The organism is Streptomyces sp. NPDC002958 (assembly GCF_055563255.1).
Genome location: NZ_JBVHDS010000002.1, coordinates 248308 through 266531, shown reverse-complemented (window position 1 = coordinate 266531; position 18224 = coordinate 248308). Strand labels below are relative to the sequence as shown.

The 18224-nt window shown below is 69.6% G+C and carries 14 protein-coding genes; 10 read left to right on the top strand and 4 right to left on the bottom strand.

Going from position 1 to position 18224, the window contains the following annotated elements:
• The first annotated feature begins 57 nt into the window (after positions 1-57).
• On the top strand, positions 58-765 hold the full coding sequence (locus ACZ3IC_RS04640; RefSeq protein ID WP_467412568.1) for a hypothetical protein: 708 nt from the start codon (positions 58-60) through the stop codon (positions 763-765).
• Positions 766-804: 39 nt separating this feature from the next.
• On the opposite strand, the gene ACZ3IC_RS04635 is transcribed toward ACZ3IC_RS04640, so the two are convergent.
• From ACZ3IC_RS04635 to ACZ3IC_RS04625, 3 genes are all read right to left on the bottom strand, one after another.
• The gene (locus ACZ3IC_RS04635; protein WP_467413125.1) at positions 805-1050 is read right to left on the bottom strand and encodes a DUF6191 domain-containing protein; all 246 of its coding nucleotides are present in this window, start codon (positions 1048-1050) and stop codon (positions 805-807) included.
• Between the two features lie 31 nt (positions 1051-1081).
• Positions 1082-2329, bottom strand: a complete 1248-nt coding sequence (locus tag ACZ3IC_RS04630; RefSeq protein ID WP_467413124.1) for a PQQ-dependent sugar dehydrogenase — start codon at positions 2327-2329, stop codon at positions 1082-1084.
• A gap of 140 nt (positions 2330-2469) precedes the next feature.
• Positions 2470-3426 carry an aldo/keto reductase gene (locus tag ACZ3IC_RS04625; protein WP_467413122.1) on the bottom strand — a complete coding sequence of 319 codons (957 nt, stop codon included), beginning with the start codon at positions 3424-3426 and terminating at the stop codon, positions 2470-2472.
• A 147-nt stretch (positions 3427-3573) separates the two neighbouring features.
• Between ACZ3IC_RS04625 and ACZ3IC_RS04620 the strand changes: the two genes are divergently transcribed.
• From ACZ3IC_RS04620 to ACZ3IC_RS04590, 7 genes are all read left to right on the top strand, one after another.
• On the top strand, positions 3574-4524 hold the full coding sequence (locus ACZ3IC_RS04620) for a 2-hydroxyacid dehydrogenase (protein ID WP_467412567.1): 951 nt from the start codon (positions 3574-3576) through the stop codon (positions 4522-4524).
• Positions 4525-4832: 308 nt separating this feature from the next.
• Positions 4833-7685 (top strand): putative bifunctional diguanylate cyclase/phosphodiesterase, encoded by a 2853-nt coding sequence (locus tag ACZ3IC_RS04615; protein ID WP_467413119.1) that lies wholly within the window; start codon positions 4833-4835, stop codon positions 7683-7685.
• Positions 7686-7902: 217 nt separating this feature from the next.
• A complete protein-coding gene (locus ACZ3IC_RS04610; RefSeq protein ID WP_467412565.1) occupies positions 7903-9759 on the top strand; it encodes an acetolactate synthase large subunit in 1857 nt (618 codons plus the stop codon).
• A gap of 22 nt (positions 9760-9781) precedes the next feature.
• Positions 9782-10309, top strand: coding sequence for an acetolactate synthase small subunit (ilvN, locus tag ACZ3IC_RS04605; protein ID WP_018102507.1), 528 nt, complete (start codon positions 9782-9784; stop codon positions 10307-10309).
• A gap of 100 nt (positions 10310-10409) precedes the next feature.
• The gene (gene ilvC, locus ACZ3IC_RS04600) at positions 10410-11411 is read left to right on the top strand and encodes a ketol-acid reductoisomerase (RefSeq protein WP_467412562.1); all 1002 of its coding nucleotides are present in this window, start codon (positions 10410-10412) and stop codon (positions 11409-11411) included.
• Positions 11412-11687: 276 nt separating this feature from the next.
• Positions 11688-13280 carry a phosphoglycerate dehydrogenase gene (gene serA / locus ACZ3IC_RS04595; protein ID WP_467412560.1) on the top strand — a complete coding sequence of 531 codons (1593 nt, stop codon included), beginning with the start codon at positions 11688-11690 and terminating at the stop codon, positions 13278-13280.
• Between the two features lie 80 nt (positions 13281-13360).
• A complete protein-coding gene (locus ACZ3IC_RS04590) occupies positions 13361-13948 on the top strand; it encodes a TetR/AcrR family transcriptional regulator (RefSeq protein WP_467412558.1) in 588 nt (195 codons plus the stop codon).
• Between the two features lie 308 nt (positions 13949-14256).
• Here the strand turns inward: ACZ3IC_RS04590 and ACZ3IC_RS04585 are convergent, their stop codons facing one another.
• The gene (locus ACZ3IC_RS04585) at positions 14257-15435 is read right to left on the bottom strand and encodes a PucR family transcriptional regulator (RefSeq protein ID WP_467412557.1); all 1179 of its coding nucleotides are present in this window, start codon (positions 15433-15435) and stop codon (positions 14257-14259) included.
• Between the two features lie 179 nt (positions 15436-15614).
• On the opposite strand from ACZ3IC_RS04585, the gene ACZ3IC_RS04580 reads away from it, so the two are divergent.
• Both ACZ3IC_RS04580 and pruA read left to right on the top strand, forming a co-directional pair.
• Positions 15615-16541: a proline dehydrogenase family protein gene (locus ACZ3IC_RS04580; RefSeq protein WP_467412555.1), complete on the top strand. Its 927-nt coding sequence runs from the start codon at positions 15615-15617 to the stop codon at positions 16539-16541.
• Positions 16542-16588: 47 nt separating this feature from the next.
• On the top strand, positions 16589-18220 hold the full coding sequence (gene pruA / locus ACZ3IC_RS04575) for an L-glutamate gamma-semialdehyde dehydrogenase (protein ID WP_467412553.1): 1632 nt from the start codon (positions 16589-16591) through the stop codon (positions 18218-18220).
• The last annotated feature ends 4 nt before the right edge of the window (positions 18221-18224 follow it).

Below are 18224 nucleotides of genomic sequence, written 5' to 3'. Positions count from 1 at the left end.
ACGGGGCGGGGCCAAACGTTAAGAAGGTTCTCATCCGGGCCGCCTAGCGTGCGGGACATGAACCCCAGAACTCCCACGAACCCCACCACCCCCACGGCTCCCGACGCCGCGGAGACGACGGCCGCGGAGACGGCGGCCGCGGAGACGGCGGCCGCGGAGACGGCGGCCGCGGAGACGGCGGCCGAGGAGAAGGCGACCGAGGACACGGCGCACGGCACCGACGAGGCGGCGATCAAAGCCGAGGGAGAGCTCGCGGTGGCCGACGAGGCCGGAGCGGGCTCCGGCCCGGACTCCGATGAGGATCTCGATCCGGATGCCGACTTCAAGGACTCCGATTCCGAGGACGCCGACCAGGGGCCGTCCGGCGTCGCCGCGGCCGCCGCGGGTGTCGTCGCGGCAGGTCTCGGTGTTGTCGCGCTCTGCGGGTCCTGGACCGGTAAGGTCGCCGCCGAGCGCGAGACCCTGATCGGGCAGATCGAGATAGCGAGCGGGGGCACCGCGGCCCAGCAGATCTCCCAGATCTACGGTGACGCCTGGCACGCCACGGCGATGGTCAACGGCCTCTTCGCACTGCTCGCCGTGCTGGTCGGCTTCTTCGCACTGGTCCGTCCGGCCTTCGGCGTACCCTCCGTCCACCCGCAGCCCGGCTGGGTGCGCGCCGTCGCGACCGCCGGCATCGTGCTCGGTGTCCTTGGTCTGGTGATCTCCGGCGCCATGTACTTCGACCTCATCATGCCCCTGCCGACCGTGGGCCCCACCCAGTAAGTGCGCACCTTCCCACGGCCGTCCAAGGCGCCGGACGCCTCATCCGGGTCGTCCGGGACCTGATCCTGGTCCGGGACGACCCGGGTCCGGTATCGCGTCACCGTCCGCCTCCGGGTCGCTGTCGGTACCGGCCGCCCTGACGATCACCTTTCCGGAGGCCAGGTCTATCGGACCGCGTCCCGGGTCGCCGACGCCGAGATCCACCCGGGTCAGCTCCAGCCGCTTCTGTTCATCGGCGGCATGCTTACGGCCCGGCGCGAAGAGTGCCTCGAAGAAGTTGAACACCGGCCGCACGCCCCTTCACCTGCTGTAGCCGCTACCGCACCTCCATCACCAGGGTCCTGTCGTCTCCCGGTTTCGGGGTGCCACGGGTGTCCGTATTGCTCGTGACGAGCCAGAGCTTGTCGCCGCCCGCAGCGAGCACGGTACGCAGACGGCCGTACTTCCTTTCCAGGAACGATTGCGGGGCCGCCAGAGGTTCCTCGGCTTCCGTGCCGGACAGCGGAATCCGCCAGAGCCGTTCACCGCGCAGGCCCGCCATCCAGATCGAACCCTTGGCGAAGGCGATCCCGCTCGGGGACGCCTCGGACGTCTTCCACTGTGCCACGGGATTGATGAAACCCTTCTTTCCCGCCTTGCCCTCGACCTCCGGCCAGCCGTAATTCCCTCCCGGCACGATCCGGTTCAGCTCGTCCCAGGTGTCTTTCCCGAATTCGGACGCCCACAGCTGCTTCTGCTCGTCCCAGGCCAGCCCCTGCACATTGCGGTGCCCGTACGAATACACCACGGAGTCGGCCTCCGGATTGCCGTGCAGCGGTTGGCCGTCCGGAGTCATCCGCAGGATCTTGCCCGCCAGTGACTTCTTGTCCTGCGCGAGCCTGTCGTCCCCCGTCTCCCCGGTGCCCGCGTACAGCATGTGATCGGGGCCGAAAGCGATCCGCCCGCCGTTGTGGATCGAGCCCTTCGGGATGCCCCGCAAAATCGTGTCCGGTGCACCCAGCAGCCGACCGGGCGTCGTGCCGTTCTCGTCGTACTGCATGCGCGCGATCCGGTTGTCGGACGCGGTCGTGAAATACGCGTACACCAGATGGTCCGAACCGTATGTGGGGGAGACCGCGATGCCCAGCAGCCCGCCCTCCCCGCCGGGCGACACCCCGGGCACGGCGCCCAGCAGGGTCTTCTTCCCGCTCTCCCCGTCGATCCGGGTGATCGTGCCCTCGTCGCGCGAGGAGACCAGCAGATCGCCGCCGGGCAGCTCCGCCAGCCCCCACGGCGAGTCGAGGCCCTCGGTGAGCGTGGAGACCACCCTCACCGAGCCCTTCGCGGCCGGCAGGGCGACCGACGGGGACGGGGAGGCCGACGGATCCGAGGCGGTGGCGGAGGAGCGGTGCGGCGGCATGTTCCCGGCCCCCGCCGCACCGCCGGAACCGTCCCCCGAGGAACACCCCGCGGTCAGGACCAGCGCACCCGCCGCCAGCACGGCCACCATCCCGTCGCGCACGCCTTGACGCCGCCCCGGACGGCCCGCAGGGCCTCGTAAAGATCCGAACAGAACACCGCGCACAGCACCGATCCCTTCGACGGTCACCCCAACTACTGTTCTTACACCGCGGCCCCGCCCCGGGGTGCCGATGAGCGCCGAATGTCTCTCCCGTTGATCACGTAGTCGGGCCCGGCGATTTGATCACGAAGTCGGCCCGGCGATCAGTCCCACGACCCCCGCGCCCGGGGCAGCCGGGCGATCTCCGCCAGATCCCGCGCGGTCAGCGTCAGCCCGGCCGCCCCCGCGTTCTCCACCGCCCACCGCTCCCGCTTGGTCCCCGGCACCGGCACCACATGCGGACCCTGCCGCAGCACCCAGGCCAGCGCGACCTGAGCCGGGGTCGCCCCGTGCCGCTCGGCGATCCGCCGCAGCCCGACCACCACCGGCTGGTTCGCCGCCATCATCTCGGCCGTGAACCGCGGATGCCTGGCCCGCAGATCGTCCCTCTCGAAGCCCTGCCCCGGGGTCAGTGTGCCCGTCAGATAGCCGTTCCCCAGTGGCATCGCCGCCAGCAGCCCCACACCCCGGGCCGAGCACCACGGAAGCAATGACTCCAGCGCCTCCGGCGACCAGACCGAGAGTTCGGCCTGCACCGCGCTCACCGGGAAGACCTGCTGCACACGCTCCAGCTGACGGATCGTTTCGTCATACATTCGGGCCCCTGGTCGGCGAGAAGCCCGCGCCCCGACCGCACAGAGCCCGAGCGCCCGGACCTTCCCGGCGGTCACCAGATCCGCCAGCGCGCCCCAGGTCTCCTCGACCGGCACCTCGGGATCGGCCCGGTGCAACTGGTACAGATCGATCACATCGGTCTGCAACCGCCGCAGCGAGGCGTCACAGGCTCGTCGCACATAGCCGGGGCGGCCATTGGCGACGATGTGCTGATCACCCACCAGCAGCCCGCACTTGGTGGAGACGAAGGCGTCGGACCTGCGGCCCTTCAGCGCCCGGCCCACCAGCAGCTCATTGGTGAAGGGGCCGTACATGTCGGCCGTGTCGAGCAGTTGGACACCCGCGTCGAGCGCGGCGTGCACCGCACGCAACGCACGGTCACCACTCTGCTGCGACGCGCTGTACGCCCAGCTCATCGGCATACAGCCCAGACCGACCGCACCCACGGCCAGCGCCGCCGCACCGAGACTCCTGCGCTCCAACTCCCCGAACCCTCCCCTAGGTCCCGCCGTCACAGGACCACACCGCACCCCAAACTAACCTCTGCCACCCTCCACCCTTCGCGCAGCCTCCCGGCGATTAGCCTCCTGACCATGACTTCGACGAAGACTCCCGACGTATGGCTGCCGTTTCCCGCCGACGAGATCGAAGGACTCCCGAAGGGTTTCGAGTACCACTTCTGGGACGGCGCGCAGGACTACCCCGCCGACCCGGCCGACTGCGCCTTCTACGTCGTGCCGTACATGAAGGGATCGGAGATCGCGGTCCGTCCGCTCGCCGGCATGGCGCAGGTCCGGATCGTGCAGACGCTCACGGCGGGCATCGACCATGTCGAGCCGGGGCTCGGCCTGCTGCCGGCCGGGGTACGGCTGTGCAATGCCAAGGGGGTCCACGAGGCATCGACCGCGGAGCTCGCCCTCGCCCTGATCCTCGCCTCCCTGCGGGGCCTCCCCGGGTTCGTCCGCGGCCAGGACAAGGAGGAGTGGCGGGCCGGTTTCTACCCGGCGCTCGCCGACAAGTCCGTGCTGATCGTGGGGTACGGATCGATCGGGGCCGCCATCGAGGACCGGCTCGCACCCTTCGAGTGCGCGCGGGTGGCGCGCGTCGCGCGCTCTGCACGGACAACAGCACGCGGCCCCGTGCAGACGCTCGACGACCTGCCCGCACTGCTGCCCGAAGCCGATGTCGTCGTGCTGTCCACGCCGCTGAACCCGTCCACACAAGGACTGGTCGGCGCGGAGTTCCTCGCCGCGATGAAGGACGGGGCGCTTCTCGTGAACGTCGCACGCGGCGGCGTCGTCGACACCGGGTCGCTGCTGCTCGAACTCGAGTCCGGCCGGCTGCGCGCCGCCCTCGATGTCACCGACCCGGAACCGCCGCCCGCCGGCCACCCCCTCTGGCATGCTCCGAACCTCCTGATCACTCCGCATGTGGGCGGCAGCACCTCGGCGTTCCTGCCGCGCGCCAAGCGCCTGGTGGCAGGGCAGTTGAGCCGTTTCGCCGCGGGGGAGCCGGTGCAGAACGTCGTACGGATAACCGAATGACCACGCTGTGAGTCCACTCGACTGCACACCGTTGCGACAAGCTCCCTGATCGTCACGGAGAGTAGATGGGCTATGTCCCTGCGTGACGGGTCTGGTGTATCGTCCCGAAAGGGGCGCTGCGTCGAGGAAGGGGCGGCGCCGGGGAGGACGCAACACGCGAGGGGGCGACGGGCGATGTATGGCCGATGGGCGAACGAACCGACAACGCGACGAGCGGGCGTGCCGGGCGTCGCGACGCAGGCGGGAAGCCCGCGACAGGCTCCGGCGAGGCGTCGGGCGCGCGCGCACCCGACGCCGGGTGCGCCCCGGTGAGCGCCCCGGCCGGCGCCCTCGGGGCGTTCCTCACCCGGCGGTCGGCCGTCGGCAGTGCGTCCGTGCTGATCTGGCAGATCCTGCTCGGCCTCGTCTGCGGCGGATACGCGGTGGGAGCGGCCCTCGGCTGGGGCTCGTTGGAACTGTCCCTCATCATGGGGGATTTCGGTCTCAGTGCTGCCGCGCTGGTCGCGGCCGTCTCCTGCTTTCTGTACGCCCGGACCGGCGGAGAGCGGACCGGCGGAGACCGGTTCCGGCCCGCCTGGCTGCTGTTCTCGCTGTCCTCGCTCATGGCCGCGGGCGGCAACGCGGTCTGGGGCTGGTACGAGGTCGTGCTCGGGCTCCCTGTGCCCAGCCTCTCCGTCGCCGATGTCTTCTATCTCTGCTTCGCACCGCCCGCCATCGTCGGGCTGCTCGTCCTCGCCAAACGCCCCGTCACCCGGGCCGGCTGGGTCTGTCTCGCACTGGACTCCTGGCTGATCGGCGGATCGCTCCTCACGCTCTCCTGGAGCCTCGCCCTCGCCCACACCGCGCATCTCGCGGACGCCGAGGGAGCGAGCGTGGCCCGGGCGGCGCTCTCACTTGCCTACCCGCTGCTCGACATCGTGCTGGTCTCCATGGTGCTGGCCCTGCACTTCCGGCGGTCCAACGTCAACCGCTCCGCGGTGAACACCGCCATTGCCGCACTCGCCCTGACGGTCCTGTCCGACACCCTGTTCACCTCCCCGCTGCTGCGCCAGACCTACCACTCCGGCCAGTTGCTGGACGCGGGCTGGTTCGCCGGTTCCCTGCTCCTCGCGTACGCACCCTGGGGCGCGAACAGCGCGATGGACCATGCCGTCCCGCAACGGGAGGCGCCGCGCTCGACCAGCCGCCCCGTCGCGGGTTCGCTGGCCGCGCTGACGCCGTATCTCGCCGCAGCCGTCTGCACCCTCGGCATTCTCTACAACGTCATCGAGGGCCGCCGGGTGGACCGCGTCGTGGTCTTCACCGGCTGCACAGTGGCGCTCGCCCTGGTCGTCCGGCAGGGCATCATGCTCGTCGACAACATCGCCCTCACCCAGGAGCTGGCGCAGAAGGAGAATCACTTCCGCTCCCTGGTGCAGGGCTCCAGCGATGTCATCATGATCGCCGCCCCCACCGGCGTCCTGCGCTACGTCAGCCCCGCCGCCACGGGGGTGTACGGGCGCGATGCCGACGACATGGTCGGCGCCGAGCTCGCGTCGATCATCCACCCCGAGGACCTGGGACGGGTGGTCCACGAGGTGCGCCGGTTCCTCGCCTGCCCTCCGGGCGAGGAACCCACCACTCGGATCGAGTGCCGTTTCAGATCCGGTACGGGTGACTGGCTCAATGTCGAATCCACGGTCAACCGCCACCAGGGCGGGCTGATCCTCAACAGCCGCGACGTGACCGAACGGGTGCGGCTGCAGGCCCAGTTGCAGCACAACGCCGAGCACGACCCGCTCACCGACCTGCCCAACCGGGCCCTGTTCACCGAGCGCGTCCGCCAGGCCCTTGGCGGACGCCGCTCCGGCGACCCCGGCACCGCCGTTCTCTTCATCGACCTCGACGGCTTCAAGGCGGTCAACGACCGCCTCGGCCATCAGGCGGGCGACGAACTCCTCGTCCAGGCCGCCCGCCGCCTCCATGAATCCGTACGGGCCGGCGACACCGCGGCCCGCCTCGGCGGTGACGAATTCGCGGCCATCATCCTCGGCGACGGGACCCGCGAGCAGGCCGCCCGGGAATGCCAGGTCCATGAGATCGCCGACCGGCTGCGCCTCACCCTCTCCCAGCCGTACCGCATCGGTGCCGGCGAGGTCCGGGTCGCCGCGTCCATCGGGGTCGCCTTCGCCGAGCCCGGCATCAGCCCCAGCGACCTCATGCGCAACGCCGATCTCGCCATGTACCGCGCCAAGGCAGGCGGCAAGGACCGCGTCGAGCTGTACGCTCCGCAGATGCAGGCCGAAGTCGTACGCCGCTCCGAACTGGCGGCCCGGCTGCGCGCCGCCCTGCGCGACGGCGAGTTCGCCCTGCTCCACCAGCCCGTGGTGCATCTCGCCAGCGGCACCGTCGCCGCCGTCGTCGCTCAGGCCCGCTGGCGCTCCGCCCAGGGCATCCTGTTCACCCCGGCCGAATTCCTCCGCGTGGCCGAGGACAGCGACCGCACCGCCGAGCTCGGCCGCTGGCTCCTCGAAGAGGCCGTCGAGCAGGCCGCCGACCGGGCCAGGGCCGGACACCCGGTCTCCGTCGCCGTGCGGCTCTCCGCCCGCAAGCTCCTCGACAAGGGGGCGCCGTTCGGCTCCATCGAGGCGCTGCTCACCCGGCACAGCCTGCCGTCGGGCGCCCTGATGATCGAGGTCGCCGACAGCGACCCCCGGATCTCCTTCGATGAACTCGAACAGCGTCTCGTCGCGCTGCGCCGGCTCGGCGTCCGTATCGCGCTCGACGGCTTCGGCAGTGGCTACGCCGCGATCAACGCCCTGCGCCGGCTCCCCATCGACGTACTGAAGCTGGACCGCGGTCTCGTCGAGGGCGTCGTGGAATCCGCCCGGCTGTACAAGATCACCAGTGGCCTGCTGCGCATCGCCTGTGACCTCGGCATGCAGTCCGTGGCCGACGGGGTCGACGTACCGGAGCAGGTTCTCGCGCTGCGCGCCATGGGCTGTACGCACGGCCAGGGAATGGCGTTCTCCGGGCCGCTGGACGAGTACCGGCTGCGTCGCGCCCTGACCCGCGGCGAGTTCCCGGTGCCCGGAAGTACCACCGCCCAGCCGGTCCTGGCCGGCGGCTCGGTCCCACTCCTCAGCGGCTCACATGTTGAGACGCCTGTCCCACCCACTTGACACGCTGCGTGCGTCGGAGAGAGGGTCATTGCCATGCGCACCCGAATTCTCGTACTTGGACAGCGCGTCGGCTGAAGCGGAGTCCCTCGTTGACACTCTGCAAACCACACCGACGCGCTCCCCTCGCTTGCCTCACGGCACGAGGGGTTTTTTGTTGCACTGGCACCAGGCAAACCGTCGCAAAACATCCGCAGAAACCCTCAGCTTCGAGAAGAGAATGCCGATGACCGAGCAGGCCACCGGGGCCCACCATCCCCAGCCGCGGGCCCGTAACGGCGGATCGTCCGCCGCCACCGTTGAGCACGTCACGGGCGCGCAGTCCCTCATCCGGTCTCTTGAGGAAGTGGGGGCCGACACGGTATTCGGCATTCCCGGCGGCGCCATCCTTCCGGCGTACGACCCGATGATGGACTCCACCCGGGTCCGCCATGTGCTCGTCCGTCACGAGCAGGGCGCCGGGCACGCCGCCACCGGCTACGCACAGGCCACCGGCAAGGTCGGCGTCTGCATGGCCACTTCGGGCCCCGGCGCCACCAACCTCGTGACGCCGATCGCCGACGCCCACATGGACTCCGTCGCGCTGGTCGCCATCACCGGCCAGGTCGCCTCCAAGGCCATCGGAACGGACGCCTTCCAGGAAGCGGACATCTGCGGCATCACCATGCCGGTCACCAAGCACAACTTCCTGGTCACCAAGGCCGAGGACATCCCGCACACCATCGCCGAGGCGTTCCACATCGCCTCCACCGGCCGTCCGGGACCCGTCCTCGTCGACATCGCCAAGGACGCCCTGCAGGCGCAGACCACGTTCAGCTGGCCGCCCACCCTGGATCTGCCCGGCTACCGCCCGGTCACCAAGCCGCACGCCAAGCAGATCCGCGAAGCCGCCAAGCTGATCACCCAGTCCAAGCGCCCGGTGCTGTACGTCGGCGGCGGTGTCATCAAGGCGGGGGCCACCGCCGAACTGAAGGTCCTCGCGGAGCTCACCGGAGCACCCGTCACCACCACGCTGATGGCGCTCGGCGCATTCCCCGACAGCCACCCGCTGCACGTCGGAATGCCGGGCATGCACGGTGCGGTCACCGCTGTCACCGCGCTGCAGAAGGCCGACCTGATCGTCGCCCTCGGAGCCCGCTTCGACGACCGCGTCACCGGCAAGCTGGACAGCTTCGCCCCGTACGCCAAGATCGTCCACGCCGACATCGACCCGGCCGAGATCGGCAAGAACCGCGACGCCGACGTCCCGATCGTGGGCGACGCCCGCGAGGTCCTGGCCGACCTGGTCCAGGCCGTCCAGGCCGAGCACACCGGCGGTCACGTCGGCGACTATGACGCCTGGTGGAAGGACCTCAGCCGCTGGCGCGACACCTACCCGCTCGGCTACGACCTGCCCGAGGACGGCAGCCTCTCGCCGCAGCAGGTCATCCAGCGCATCGGCAAGCTCGCCCCCGAGGGCACGATCTTCGCGGCGGGCGTCGGCCAGCACCAGATGTGGGCCTCGCACTTCATCCAGTACGAGCAGCCCGCCACCTGGCTGAACTCCGGCGGCGCCGGAACGATGGGGTACGCGGTCCCGGCCGCGATGGGCGCCAAGGCCGGCATGCCGGACCGCACGGTCTGGGCGATCGACGGCGACGGCTGCTTCCAGATGACCAATCAGGAACTCACCACCTGCGCGCTCAACAACATCCCGATCAAGGTCGCCGTCATCAACAACGGCGCGCTCGGGATGGTCCGCCAGTGGCAGACCCTCTTCTACAACCAGCGGTACTCCAACACCGTGCTGCACTCCGGCGCCGACACCGAGGGCATCCCGGCGAAGGGCACGCGCGTCCCGGACTTCGTCAAGCTGTCCGAGGCCATGGGCTGCTACGCGATCCGCTGCGAGGACCCGGCCGATCTGGACAAGGTCATCGAAGAGGCCAACTCCATCAACGACCGACCCGTCGTGATCGACTTCATCGTCCACGAGGACGCCATGGTGTGGCCGATGGTCGCCGCCGGCACCTCCAACGACGAGGTCATGGCCGCCCGTGGGGTCCGCCCCGACTTCGGCGACAACGAAGACGACTGAGAGACAGAGAGGGACCGACTCCATGTCCACCAAGCACACGCTCTCCGTCCTGGTCGAGAACAAGCCCGGTGTCCTCGCCCGGATCACCGCCCTGTTCTCCCGCCGAGGCTTCAACATCGACTCGCTCGCGGTCGGTACCACCGAACACCCCGACATCTCGCGCATCACCATCGTCGTCAATGTCGAGGACCTGCCGCTCGAGCAGGTGACCAAGCAGCTCAACAAGCTGGTGAACGTCCTGAAGATCGTCGAACTCGAGCCGTCCGCTGCGATCCAGCGTGAGCTCGTCCTGGTGAAGGTCCGCGCCGACAACGAGACCCGCTCCCAGATCGTCGAGATCGTCCAGCTGTTCCGCGCCAAGACCGTGGATGTCTCCCCGGAGGCCGTCACGATCGAGGCGACCGGCGGCGCCGACAAGCTGGAGGCCATGCTCAAGATGCTGGAGCAGTACGGCATCAAGGAGCTGGTCCAGTCCGGCACCATCGCCATAGGGCGCGGCGCGCGCTCGATCACCGACCGTTCGCTGCGCGCCCTCGACCGTTCGGCCTAGGCGCCGCCACCTCGCCGCTCGTATGGCGAGACCCGAAAACGTATCTGATGCACCCCGCCGTACGGTGGGACGCAACACCTGCACACCAAGGAGAGATCCAGTGGCCGAGCTGTTCTACGACGACGATGCCGACCTGTCCATCATCCAGGGCCGCAAGGTCGCGGTCATCGGCTACGGCAGCCAGGGGCACGCCCACGCGCTGTCGCTGCGCGACTCGGGTGTCGACGTCCGTGTCGGTCTGCACGAGGGCTCCGAGTCCAAGGCCAGGGCCGAAGAGCAGGGCCTGCGCGTGGTGACCCCGTCCGAGGCCGCAGCCGAGGCCGACGTCATCATGATCCTCGTCCCGGACCCGATCCAGGCCAAGGTCTACGAGGAGTCCATCAAGGACAACCTCAAGGACGGCGACGCGCTGTTCTTCGGACACGGCCTGAACATCCGCTTCGACTTCATCAAGCCGCCGGCCGGCGTCGATGTCTGCATGGTCGCCCCGAAGGGCCCGGGCCACCTGGTCCGCCGCCAGTACGAGGAGGGCCGCGGCGTTCCGTGCATCGTGGCCGTCGAGCAGGACGCCTCGGGCAACGGCCTGGCGCTCGCCCTGTCGTACGCGAAGGGCATCGGCGGCACCCGCGCCGGCGTCATCAAGACGACCTTCACCGAGGAGACCGAGACCGACCTGTTCGGTGAGCAGGCCGTTCTCTGCGGTGGCACCGCCGCTCTGGTCAAGGCCGGTTTCGAGACCCTGACCGAGGCCGGTTACCAGCCGGAGATCGCGTACTTCGAGTGCCTCCACGAGCTGAAGCTCATCGTCGACCTGATGTACGAGGGCGGCCTGGAGAAGATGCGCTGGTCCATCTCGGAGACCGCCGAGTGGGGCGACTACGTCACCGGCCCGCGGATCATCACGGACGCCACCAAGGCCGAGATGAAGAAGATCCTCGCGGAGATCCAGGACGGCACCTTCGCCAAGAACTGGATGGCCGAGTACCACAACGGTCTGCCCAAGTACAACGAGTACAAGAAGGCGGACAGCGACCACCTCCTGGAGACCACCGGCCGTGAGCTGCGCAAGCTCATGAGCTGGGTCAACGACGAGGACGCGTAACACCGACGCCCCGGGGGGGCGGGTCTCCTGACCCACCCCCCGGGGCGTTCCCCCTGCTTCACCGCTGGAAGAGCGGCGTCGTACGTGTGTACAAGTCGTCCACTCCGTGTGGGTGATCCTTCCATCGGGGCGCAGTATGCGTGCCGGGCGCATGACTACACTTCTCCGTACATACACGCGTCAGGCCCACAATGTCGTGCGTCTTCCACGCGGCAAGCCCCTCCACCGCCTGCGGCCGTCGGGACGGCCGTCCGCACTGGACTTGTGAGGACTCACGTGAGCTCGAAACCTGTCGTACTCATCGCTGAAGAGCTGTCGCCTGCCACGGTTGACGCCCTGGGACCGGATTTCGACATCCGGCACTGCAACGGCGCGGACCGCGCCGAGCTCCTTCCCGCGATCGCCGATGTCGACGCCATCCTGGTGCGCTCCGCCACCAAGGTCGACGCCGAGGCCATCGCCGCCGCGAAGAAGCTGAAGGTGGTCGCCCGCGCGGGCGTGGGTCTGGACAATGTCGATGTCTCCGCCGCCACCAAGGCCGGCGTGATGGTCGTCAACGCACCGACCTCCAACATCGTCACCGCCGCCGAGCTGGCCTGCGGTCTGCTGGTCGCCACCGCGCGCAACATCCCGCAGGCCAACACCGCCCTCAAGAACGGCGAGTGGAAGCGGTCCAAGTACACAGGCGTCGAGCTGAGCGAGAAGATCCTCGGCGTCGTAGGCCTGGGCCGCATCGGCGTCCTGGTCGCGCAGCGCATGTCAGCCTTCGGCATGAAGATCGTCGCGTACGACCCCTATGTGCAGCCCGCGCGTGCCGCCCAGATGGGCGTCAAGCTCCTTGCGCTGGACGAGCTGCTCGAGGTCGCCGACTTCATCACCGTGCACCTGCCCAAGACCCCCGAGACGCTCGGCCTGATCGGCGAGGAGGCGCTGCACAAGGTGAAGCCCTCGGTCCGCATCGTCAACGCCGCGCGCGGTGGCATCATCGACGAGGTGGCGCTCGCCTCCGCCCTCAAGGAGGGCCGGGTCGCCGGCGCCGGTCTGGACGTGTACGCGAAGGAGCCCTGCACGGACTCGCCGCTGTTCGAGTTCGACCAGGTCGTCTGCACCCCGCACCTCGGTGCCTCCACCGACGAGGCCCAGGAGAAGGCGGGCATCGCGGTCGCCAGGTCCGTGCGCCTCGCCCTCGCGGGTGAGCTCGTACCGGACGCGGTCAACGTCCAGGGCGGCGTGATCGCCGAGGACGTACGCCCCGGCCTCCCGCTCGCCGAGAAGCTCGGCCGGATCTTCACCGCGCTCGCGGGCGAGGTCGCGGTCCGCCTCGATGTCGAGGTGTACGGCGAGATCACCCAGCACGACGTCAAGGTGCTCGAACTCTCCGCGCTCAAGGGCGTCTTCGAGGACGTGGTCGACGAGACCGTGTCGTATGTGAACGCCCCGCTCTTCGCGCAGGAGCGCGGTGTCGAGGTCCGCCTCACCACCAGCTCCGAGTCGCCGGACCACCGCAACATGGTCACCGTCCGCGGCACGCTCTCGGGCGGCGAGGAGGTCGCGGTCTCCGGCACGCTGGCCGGACCCAAGCACCTCCAGAAGATCGTCGCCGTCGGCGAGTACGACGTGGACCTGGCGCTGGCTGACCACATGCTGGTGCTGCGTTACGAGGACCGTCCCGGGGTCGTCGGCACGGTGGGCCGGATCCTCGGCGAGGCCGGTCTGAACATCGCGGGCATGCAGGTCTCGCGTACGGACGCGGGCGGCGAGGCGCTGGTCGTGCTCACCGTCGACGACGACGTCCCGGCGTCGGTGCTCGCCGAGATCTCCACGGAGATCGGTGCCGTGTCGGCCCGTACGGTGAACCTGAACGACTGACGGCCCCAGGCCTTCCCAGCGCACCCGACATCTAGACGTACGTCTTACACGAACGTCTGCATGCCGGGTACGCTGCTTTTATGGGACACCGTGAGGATCTGCTCGAAGGCGCGAAGCGCTGCCTGCTGGAGAAGGGGTACGCCCGGACGACGGCACGCGACATCGTGGCCGCCTCCGGTACGAACCTCGCCTCCATCGGCTACCACTACGGCTCCAAGGAGGCCCTGCTCAACCTCGCCTTCCTCAAGGTGACGGAGGAGTGGGGCGATGTGCTGACCGAACAGCCGGACGAGGCCGCGGACAGCGACGGTGGGCCCCGGTTGCCGCTCGACCAGTTCCGCGACACCTGGGAGCGGGTGATCGACAGCTATGAGCAGACCCGGTCCGTCTGGCAGCTCCAGATGGAGGTCGTCTCCCGGATCGACAAGGACCCGGAGCTGCGGAGGGCCCTGATGGGCCCGCAGCGCGAGGGCCGTGACGGACTTGCCCAGAACATGCTCGGAATCGACCCGGAGGCGGACCCGGAGAAGGCGCGGGTGGCCGGGCTGTTCTGCCAGGCGCTGCTCGCGGGTGTGATGGTGCAGTGGCTGATGGACACCGAATCGGCCCCGTCCGCACAGGATCTGACGGACGGCCTGAAGGCGGTGCTTGAGGGGCGGGTGCGGTAGCCGGGGCCGATCGACACGGAGCCCCTGCCCTGTCCCTGTGCGAGCCGGGGCTCGCGCGTGCTGCGTGCCGCGTGGCACGTGCCGCGTACGGCGCGCAGGATGTCGCGGACGCCGTTCCGGCGGCCCGCGCGATGTGCGCAACGCCAGGGCGTGGCCGCCCGGTCGGAGGTCACCCGACAGGCTCTGAGGCGCCGCCCTGGACCCGTCCCGGGGCCCGGGTGGCAGGGGCGGCGAAGGACATCGCGAAGACATCCAGGGCCACCTCCACCCGGCCAGGACCCGAAATCGCTCACGAAGCCCCGGATTGCTTACGAGGCGCCGAACCCCGGGCGGGCTCGGAGCCGTGCGCCCTTGAGTGCCATGTGCAGCAGCAGCCGGTCCTCACCGTCGTTCGGATCGAGGCCGGTGAGCTGATGGACCCGCGAGAGCCGGTAGTAGAGCGTCTGGCGGTGGATGCCGAGTGCGGCGGCCGTCCGGGACGCCTGGCCCGCGCAGTCGAGGAACACCTCGGCGGTGCGGGCCAGATCCTTGTGCAGCGGGGTGAGCAGGGTACGGACCGCGGGGTCGGCGGTCGCTTCCGCGGGGAGCGCGGTCAGCAGCCGGTACGGGCCGATCGCCGACCATTCGGCGACCGGCCCGAAGCGGGACTCGGCCGCCGCCGCGTGGGCCGCTGCCGACGCCTCGTGCCAGGCCGCGGCCAGGTCCGCCAGACCGCGGCGGGGCACCGCGACCCCGGCGGTGGCGCCCCGGCCCGCGGAGGAACGCAACCGGTCCGCGGCGGTGAGCGCCGGGTCGAGGACATGGGTGGAGCGCAGCCGGACCAGCGCGGCCAGCGAGGGGGGCCCCAAGGCCCCGGCGGCCCTCGGAGCCGGGACCGAGGACAGGGCCGCGGCCGACGACACCATACGGACCGATGGCGGATCGTCCGGCCACGGGGTCACGCACACCACCGTGTGCAGCCCCTCCGCGTCCCGGCCCAGTGCCTCGTGCAGAGCGGCCACTGCCGTGTCGCGCTGCCAGCCCCGCCCGGCGGTGAGGACCACACCGAACTCCCGGGACAGATCCGTGCCGGCCCGCGCCTCGTCGGAGAGCAGCGCCCCGATCCGGGCCGCCACCTCCATCGACGCCGCCAGCTGCTCGTCGGTCGGCCCGACGTCGGCGTCGAGCAGCCATACGTAACCGAGCACCACGCCCCGATGGCGTACCGGCAGACAGATTCGGCCCCGGAACACCCCGGCCTCCGGGGCGGCCGGAATGCGGACCGGGCCGGTGGCGCGGGCGATGCCGAAGCCCTCGAACCAGGCACGGACCGCGGGAGTGGAGCGCCTGGTCAGGATCGAGCGGGTGCGGACCGGGTCCATCGCCATGTCGTCGTCGCTGTCGTGGGCGCCGAAGGCGACCAGGCCGAAATCCCGGTTCTCCAGCGTCGCGGGGGCGCCGAGCAGCCCCGAGATCTCGTCGACCAGCTCCTGGTAATCGCCCTTCACCCGGCCATTCTCGCACCCCTTCAGACATCTGTCTGAGATCCGGGGAACGGATGCGTGACAGCTGTCGATGGCACACGATCGGAGGGATCCTTAGATTTCACGGTGGTTCTCCGTGCTGTACCGCTCTGTGCCCCATGTGCCGGTATGGCCTTCGTTCGTACTTTCCGTGGAGGTGCCCCGTGCTGGGTCCCGTGATTCTCGCCGCGTCCCGCAGCGACAAGATGCGCCGTTTCATCTCGGCCGCGCCTGGCACCAAGCAGGTCGTCGACCGGTTCATCGCCGGTGAGACCGTCGACCAGGTCGTCCCGATCATCGAGGACGCCGCCGACAAGGGCCTCGAAGTCACCCTGGACGTGGTGGGCGAGGACATCACCACCCCCGAGCAGGCCGCCGCCGCCCGCGACGCCTACCTCGAACTGGTCGACCGCCTCAAGGACCTGGGCCTGGGCGTCAAGGCCGAGATGTCCATCAAGCTCTCCATGTTCGGCCAAGCGCTGGACGGTGGCCACGAGCTGGCGCTCGCCAACGTCCGCCCGGTCGTCGAGGCCGCCGCCGCGATCGGCACCACGGTTACGCTGGACGCCGAGGACCACACCACCCTCGACTCGATGTTCGCGATCCACGAGGAGCTGCGGAAGGACTTCCCGCAGACCGGCTGTGTGATCCAGTCGTACCTGTTCCGCACCGAGGACGACGCCCGCCGCCTGGCCGCCGCCGGCAGCCGCGTCCGCCTCGTGAAGGGCGCCTACAAGGAGCCCGCCTCCGTCGCGTACCAGGACAAGGCCGAGATCGACAAGGCGTACGTCCGCATCCTGAAGACCCTGATGGAGGGCGAGGGCTACCCGATGATCGGTTCGCACGATCCGCGTCTGATCGCCATCGCCCAGGAGCTGGCCCGGAAGGCCGGGCGCAAGCTGGACGAGTACGAGTTCCAGATGCTGTACGGCATCCGCAGCGAGGAGCACATCCGGCTCGCGGCCGAGGGCCACCGGATGCGTGTCTACACCGCGTACGGCACCGACTGGTACGGCTACTTCATGCGCCGTCTCGCGGAGAAGCCGGCGAACCTGCTGTTCTTCGGCCGCTCCATCCTCACCAAGGGCTGACCTGCCCGGCTGACCCCCACCCCCTGACACAAGGAGACAAGGCACTCATGGACGCTGTTACTCAGGTCCCCGCGCCGGTCAACGAGCCGGTCCACTCCTACGCCCCGGGTTCCCCGGAGCGCGCCCGCCTGGAGGCGAAGCTCAAGGAGCTCAGCCAGAACCCGATCGACCTGCCGATGACCATCGGTGGGGAGAAGCGGATGGGCGGCGGCGAGCGTTTCGACGTCGTGCAGCCGCACAACCACAAGGCCGTCATCGGTACGTTCGCCGGCGCCACGCAGCAGGACGCCCAGGACGCGATCGACGCCGCGCTGGCCGCCGCCCCGGCCTGGCGCGCGATGTCCTTCGACGACCGCGCCGCGATCATCCTGCGCGCCGCCGAGCTGCTGTCCGGCCCCTGGCGCGAGACGCTGGCCGCGTCCACGATGCTCGGCCAGTCGAAGACCGCCCAGCAGGCCGAGATCGACACCCCCTGTGAGCTCGTCGACTTCTGGCGCTTCAACGTGCACTACGCACGCCAGATCCTGGCCGAGCAGCCCCCGGCCAACTCGCCGGGCGTGTGGAACCGCATGGACCACCGCCCGCTGGAGGGCTTCGTCTACGCGATCACGCCGTTCAACTTCACGGCCATCGCGGGCAACCTGCCCACCGCCCCCGCCCTCATGGGCAACGTCGTGGTGTGGAAGCCGTCCCCGACGCAGACCCACGCCGCCGTGCTGCTGATGCAGCTCCTGGAAGAGGCGGGTCTGCCCAAGGGCGTCATCAACCTGGTGACCGGTGACGGCATCGCCGTCTCCGAGGTGGCCCTGAACCACCGCGACCTGGCTGGTATCCACTTCACCGGTTCGACCGCCACCTTCCAGCACCTGTGGAAGACGGTCGGCAACAACATCGCCAACTACCGCACCTACCCGCGGCTCGTCGGCGAGACCGGCGGCAAGGACTTCGTCGTTGCCCACCCGTCGGCCGACCACGCCGTCCTGAAGACCGCGCTGACCCGTGGCTCCTTCGAGTTCCAGGGCCAGAAGTGCTCGGCTTCCTCCCGTGCGTACGTCCCGGCCTCCATCTGGAACTCCGGTTTCAAGGAGAAGTTCGCGGCCGAGGTCGACTCCATCACCATGGGCGACGTCACCGACCTGTCGAACTTCATCGGTGCCGTCATCGACGAGCGCTCGTTCACCAAGAACAAGGCCGCGATCGACCGCGCCGAGTCCGACCCGTCCTGCACGATCATCGCGGGCGGCACGTACGACGACTCGGTGGGCTACTTCGTCCGGCCGACCGTCATCGAGTGCAGCGACCCGGAGAACGAGGTCTTCACGACCGAGTACTTCGGCCCGATCCTTGCCGTGCACGTCTACGAGGACGACAAGTACGACGAGATGCTGGAGCAGATGGAGTCGGTCTCCGACTACGCGCTGACCGGTTCCGTCATCGCGGGCGACCGCGCCGCGGCCGCGCACACGATGGAGAAGCTGCGGTACGCCGCGGGCAACTTCTACATCAACGACAAGTCGACCGGTGCCGTGGTCGGCCAGCAGCCCTTCGGCGGCGGCCGTGCCTCGGGCACGAACGACAAGGCCGGCGCCCCGCAGAACCTGCAGCGCTGGACGCTGACCCGGGCCATCAAGGAGACGCTGGTTCCGCCGACCGACTACACCTACCCCCACCAGGGCTGACCCC

Coding starts and splice junctions, on each gene's coding strand:
- pruA (WP_467412553.1), top strand. CDS start 16,589: ATGGACGCTGTTACTCAGGTCCCCGCGCCGGTCAACGAGCCGGTCCAC.
- ACZ3IC_RS04610 (WP_467412565.1), top strand. CDS start 7,903: ATGCCGATGACCGAGCAGGCCACCGGGGCCCACCATCCCCAGCCGCGG.
- ACZ3IC_RS04620 (WP_467412567.1), top strand. CDS start 3,574: ATGACTTCGACGAAGACTCCCGACGTATGGCTGCCGTTTCCCGCCGAC.
- ACZ3IC_RS04590 (WP_467412558.1), top strand. CDS start 13,361: ATGGGACACCGTGAGGATCTGCTCGAAGGCGCGAAGCGCTGCCTGCTG.
- ilvN (WP_018102507.1), top strand. CDS start 9,782: ATGTCCACCAAGCACACGCTCTCCGTCCTGGTCGAGAACAAGCCCGGT.
- ACZ3IC_RS04640 (WP_467412568.1), top strand. CDS start 58: ATGAACCCCAGAACTCCCACGAACCCCACCACCCCCACGGCTCCCGAC.